The following is a 5,171-nucleotide window of genomic DNA, read 5'->3' on the forward strand; positions in this document are numbered from 1 at the left end:
GCGTCGCATCCGACAACCGATGCCTGATGCGCCGCTGACGCGACTTATCAGGCCTACGGGGTGAACTGAACTGTAGGTCGGATAAGACGCATGGCGTCGCATCCGACAACCGATGCCTGATGCGACGCTGACGCGGCTTATCAGGCCTGCGGGGTGAACTGAACTGTAGGTCGGATAAGACGCATAGCGTCGCATCCGACAACAATCTCGACCCTACAAATGATAACAATGACGAGGACAATATGAGCGACACAACGATCCTGCAAAACAGTACCCATGTCATTAAACCGAAAAAATCTGTGGCACTTTCTGGCGTTCCGGCGGGCAATACGGCGCTCTGCACCGTGGGTAAAAGTGGCAATGACTTGCATTACCGTGGTTACGATATTATTGATCTGGCGGAACATTGCGAATTTGAAGAAGTGGCGCATCTGCTGATCCACGGCAAACTGCCGACCCGTGACGAACTCGCCGCTTACAAAACGAAACTGAAAGCCCTGCGTGGTTTACCAGCTAATGTGCGTACCGTGCTGGAAGCCTTACCGGCGGCGTCGCACCCGATGGATGTTATGCGCACCGGCGTTTCCGCGCTCGGCTGCACGCTGCCAGAAAAAGAGGGGCATACCGTCTCTGGCGCGCGGGATATTGCCGACAAACTGCTGGCGTCACTTAGCTCGATTCTTCTCTACTGGTATCACTACAGCCACAACGGCGAACGCATCCAGCCGGAAACCGATGACGACTCCATCGGTGGTCACTTCCTGCACCTGCTGCACGGCGAAAAGCCATCGCAAAGCTGGGAAAAGGCGATGCATATCTCGCTGGTGCTGTACGCCGAACACGAGTTTAACGCCTCCACCTTTACCAGCCGGGTGATTGCGGGCACTGGCTCTGATATGTATTCCGCGATTATTGGCGCGATTGGTGCACTGCGCGGGCCGAAGCACGGCGGGGCGAATGAAGTGTCGCTGGAGATCCAGCAACGCTACGAAACGCCGGACGAAGCCGAAGCCGATATCCGCAAGCGGGTGGAAAACAAAGAAGTGGTCATTGGTTTTGGTCATCCGGTTTATACCATCGCCGACCCGCGTCATCAGGTGATCAAACGTGTGGCGAAGCAGCTCTCGCAGGAAGGCGGCTCACTGAAGATGTACAACATCGCCGATCGCCTGGAAACGGTGATGTGGGAGAGCAAAAAGATGTTCCCCAATCTCGACTGGTTCTCCGCTGTTTCCTACAACATGATGGGCGTTCCCACCGAGATGTTCACACCACTGTTTGTTATCGCCCGCGTCACCGGCTGGGCGGCGCACATTATCGAACAACGTCAGGACAACAAAATTATCCGTCCTTCCGCCAATTATGTTGGACCGGAAGACCGCCAGTTTGTCGCGCTGGATAAGCGCCAGTAAACCTCTACGAATAACAATAAGGAAACGTACCCAATGTCAGCTCAAATCAACAACATCCGCCCGGAATTTGATCGTGAAATCGTTGATATTGTCGATTACGTGATGAACTACGAAATCAGCTCCAAAGTAGCCTACGACACCGCACATTACTGCCTGCTCGACACGCTCGGCTGCGGTCTTGAAGCTCTCGAATACCCAGCCTGTAAAAAACTGCTGGGGCCAATTGTCCCCGGCACCGTCGTACCTAACGGCGTGCGCGTCCCCGGAACTCAGTTCCAGCTCGACCCCGTCCAGGCGGCATTTAACATCGGCGCGATGATCCGTTGGCTCGATTTCAACGATACCTGGCTGGCGGCGGAGTGGGGGCATCCTTCCGACAACCTCGGCGGCATTCTGGCAACGGCAGACTGGCTTTCGCGCAACGCGGTCGCCAGCGGCAAAGCGCCGTTGACCATGAAACAGGTGCTGACCGCAATGATCAAAGCCCATGAAATTCAGGGCTGCATCGCGCTGGAAAACTCCTTTAACCGCGTCGGCCTCGACCACGTTCTGTTAGTGAAAGTGGCTTCCACCGCCGTGGTCGCCGAAATGCTCGGCCTGACCCGCGAGGAAATTCTCAACGCCGTTTCGCTGGCGTGGGTGGACGGTCAGTCGCTGCGCACCTATCGCCATGCGCCGAACACCGGCACGCGTAAATCCTGGGCGGCGGGCGATGCCACTTCCCGCGCGGTACGTCTGGCACTGATGGCGAAAACGGGCGAAATGGGTTACCCGTCAGCCCTGACTGCGCCTGTGTGGGGCTTCTACGACGTCTCCTTCAAAGGTGAGTCGTTCCGCTTCCAGCGCCCGTACGGTTCTTACGTGATGGAAAATGTGCTGTTCAAAATCTCCTTCCCGGCGGAGTTCCACTCCCAGACGGCAGTTGAAGCAGCGATGACGCTCTATGAACAGATGCAGGCAGCAGGCAAAACGGCGGCAGATATCGAAAAAGTGACCATTCGCACCCACGAAGCCTGTATTCGCATCATCGACAAAAAAGGACCGCTCAATAACCCGGCAGACCGCGACCACTGCATTCAGTACATGGTGGCGATCCCGCTGCTGTTCGGACGCTTAACGGCGGCAGATTACGAGGACAACGTTGCGCAAGATAAACGCATCGACGCCCTGCGCGAGAAGATCAATTGCTTTGAAGATCCGGCATTTACCGCTGACTACCACGACCCGGAAAAACGTGCCATCGCCAATGCCATAACCCTTGAGTTCACCGACGGTACGCGATTTGAAGAAGTGGTGGTGGAGTACCCCATTGGTCATGCTCGCCGCCGTCAGGATGGCATTCCGAAGCTGGTCGATAAATTCAAAATCAATCTCGCGCGCCAGTTCCCGACTCGCCAACAGCAGCGCATTCTGGAGGTTTCTCTCGACAGAGCTCGCCTGGAACAGATGCCGGTCAATGAGTATCTCGACCTGTACGTCATTTAAGCAAACAGCGGTAAGGCGTAAGTTCAACAGGAGAGCATTATGTCTTTTAGCGAATTTTATCAGCGTTCGATTAACGAACCGGAGCAGTTCTGGGCCGAGCAGGCCCGGCGTATTGACTGGCAGACGCCCTTTACGCAAACGCTCGATCACAGCAATCCGCCGTTTGCCCGTTGGTTTTGTGAAGGCCGAACCAACTTGTGTCACAACGCTATCGACCGCTGGCTGGAGAAACAGCCAGAGGCGCTGGCGCTGATTGCCGTCTCTTCGGAAACAGAAGAAGAGTGCACCTTTACCTTCCGCCAGTTACATGACGAAGTGAATGCGGTGGCCTCAATGCTGCGCTCGCTGGGTGTGCAGCGCGGCGATCGGGTGCTGGTGTATATGCCGATGATTGCCGAAGCGCATATTACTCTGCTGGCTTGCGCGCGCATTGGCGCTATTCACTCGGTGGTGTTTGGGGGATTTGCCTCGCACAGCGTGGCGGCGCGAATTGATGATGCTAAACCGGTGCTGATTGTCTCGGCTGATGCCGGAGCGCGCGGTGGCAAAATCATTCCCTATAAAAAATTGCTCGACGATGCGATAAGTCAGGCGCAGCACCAGCCACGCCATGTTTTGCTGGTGGATCGCGGGCTGGCGAAAATGGCACGCGTCAGCGGGCGGGATGTCGATTTCGCGTCGTTGCGCCATCAACACATCGGCGCGCGGGTACCGGTGGCGTGGCTGGAATCCAACGAAACCTCCTGCATTCTCTACACCTCCGGCACGACCGGCAAACCTAAAGGCGTGCAGCGTGACGTTGGCGGATATGCGGTGGCGCTGGCGACCTCGATGGACACCATTTTTGGCGGCAAAGCGGGCGGTGTGTTCTTTTGTGCTTCGGATATCGGCTGGGTGGTGGGGCATTCGTATATCGTCTACGCGCCGCTGCTGGCGGGGATGGCGACTATCGTTTACGAAGGATTACCGACCTGGCCGGACTGCGGCGTGTGGTGGAAAATCGTCGAGAAATATCAGGTTAGCCGGATGTTCTCAGCGCCGACCGCCATTCGCGTGCTGAAAAAATTCCCTACCGCTGAAATTCGCAAACACGATCTCTCGTCGCTGGAAGTGCTCTATCTGGCGGGGGAGCCGCTGGACGAGCCGACCGCCAGTTGGGTGAGCAATACGCTGGATGTGCCGGTCATCGACAACTACTGGCAGACCGAATCCGGCTGGCCGATTATGGCGATTGCTCGCGGTCTGGACGACAGGCCGACGCGTCTGGGAAGCCCCGGCGTGCCGATGTATGGCTATAACGTGCAGTTGCTTAATGAAGTCACCGGCGAACCGTGTGGCGTCAACGAGAAAGGGATGCTGGTGGTGGAAGGGCCATTGCCGCCGGGGTGTATTCAGACCATTTGGGGCGACGACGACCGCTTTGTGAAGACGTACTGGTCGCTGTTTTCCCGTCCGGTGTACGCCACTTTTGACTGGGGTATCCGCGATGCTGACGGTTATCACTTTATTCTCGGGCGCACTGACGATGTGATTAACGTTGCCGGGCATCGGCTGGGGACGCGCGAGATTGAAGAGAGTATCTCCAGTCATCCGGGCGTTGCCGAAGTGGCGGTGGTTGGGGTGAAAGATGCGCTGAAAGGGCAGGTGGCGGTGGCGTTTGTCATTCCGAAAGAGAGCGACAGTCTGGAAGACCGAGACGTGGCGCACTCGCAAGAGAAGGCGATTATGGCGCTGGTGGACAGCCAGATTGGCAACTTTGGTCGCCCGGCGCACGTCTGGTTTGTCTCGCAATTGCCGAAAACGCGATCCGGAAAAATGCTGCGCCGCACGATCCAGGCGATTTGCGAAGGACGCGATCCTGGGGATCTGACGACCATTGATGATCCTGCGTCGTTGGATCAGATCCGCCAGGCGATGGAAGAGTAAGGTATTGTCGGATGCGTCGTGTGGCGCATCCGACACCGTGCGCCGATGCCTGATGCGACGCTGACGCGTCTTATCATGCCTACAGGCCTGAACCGTAGGTCGGATAAGGCGCTCGCGCCGCATCCGACACCGTGCGCCGATGCCTGATGCGACGCTGGCGCGTCTTATCATGCCTACAGGTCTGAACCGTAGGTCGGATAAGGCGCTCGCGCCGCATCCGACACCGTGCGCAGATGCCTGATACGACGCTGGCGCGTCTTATCATGCCTACAGGCCTGAACCGTAGGTCGGATAAGGCGCTCGCGCCGCATCCGACACCGTGCGCCGATGCCTGATGCGACGCTGGTG

Annotated in this window: 4 protein-coding genes; 3 read left to right on the forward strand and 1 reads right to left on the reverse strand. The window is 57.2% G+C overall.

Annotation, left to right across the window (positions count from 1 at the left end):
- Window positions 1-195 (reverse strand): hypothetical protein (locus G434_RS30835; protein ID WP_205248936.1); only part of this gene is annotated, 195 nt, incomplete at its 3' end.
- A gap of 47 nt (window positions 196-242) precedes the next feature.
- Between G434_RS30835 and prpC the strand changes: the two genes are divergently transcribed.
- From prpC to prpE, 3 genes are read left to right on the forward strand one after another with little or no spacing between them, the layout of a single operon-like run.
- Window positions 243-1,412, forward strand: coding sequence for a bifunctional 2-methylcitrate synthase/citrate synthase (prpC, locus tag G434_RS04290; protein WP_001285890.1), 1,170 nt, complete (start codon window positions 243-245; stop codon window positions 1,410-1,412).
- Between the two features lie 33 nt (window positions 1,413-1,445).
- Window positions 1,446-2,897 carry a 2-methylcitrate dehydratase gene (prpD, locus tag G434_RS04285; RefSeq protein WP_001275859.1) on the forward strand — a complete coding sequence of 484 codons (1,452 nt, stop codon included), beginning with the start codon at window positions 1,446-1,448 and terminating at the stop codon, window positions 2,895-2,897.
- A gap of 39 nt (window positions 2,898-2,936) precedes the next feature.
- On the forward strand, window positions 2,937-4,823 hold the full coding sequence (gene prpE, locus G434_RS04280; RefSeq protein WP_000010251.1) for a propionate--CoA ligase: 1,887 nt from the start codon (window positions 2,937-2,939) through the stop codon (window positions 4,821-4,823).
- Window positions 4,824-5,171 lie beyond the last annotated feature (348 nt).

The sequence above is a fragment of the Escherichia sp. KTE172 genome (assembly GCF_000408845.1).
Taxonomy (GTDB): domain Bacteria; phylum Pseudomonadota; class Gammaproteobacteria; order Enterobacterales; family Enterobacteriaceae; genus Escherichia; species Escherichia coli.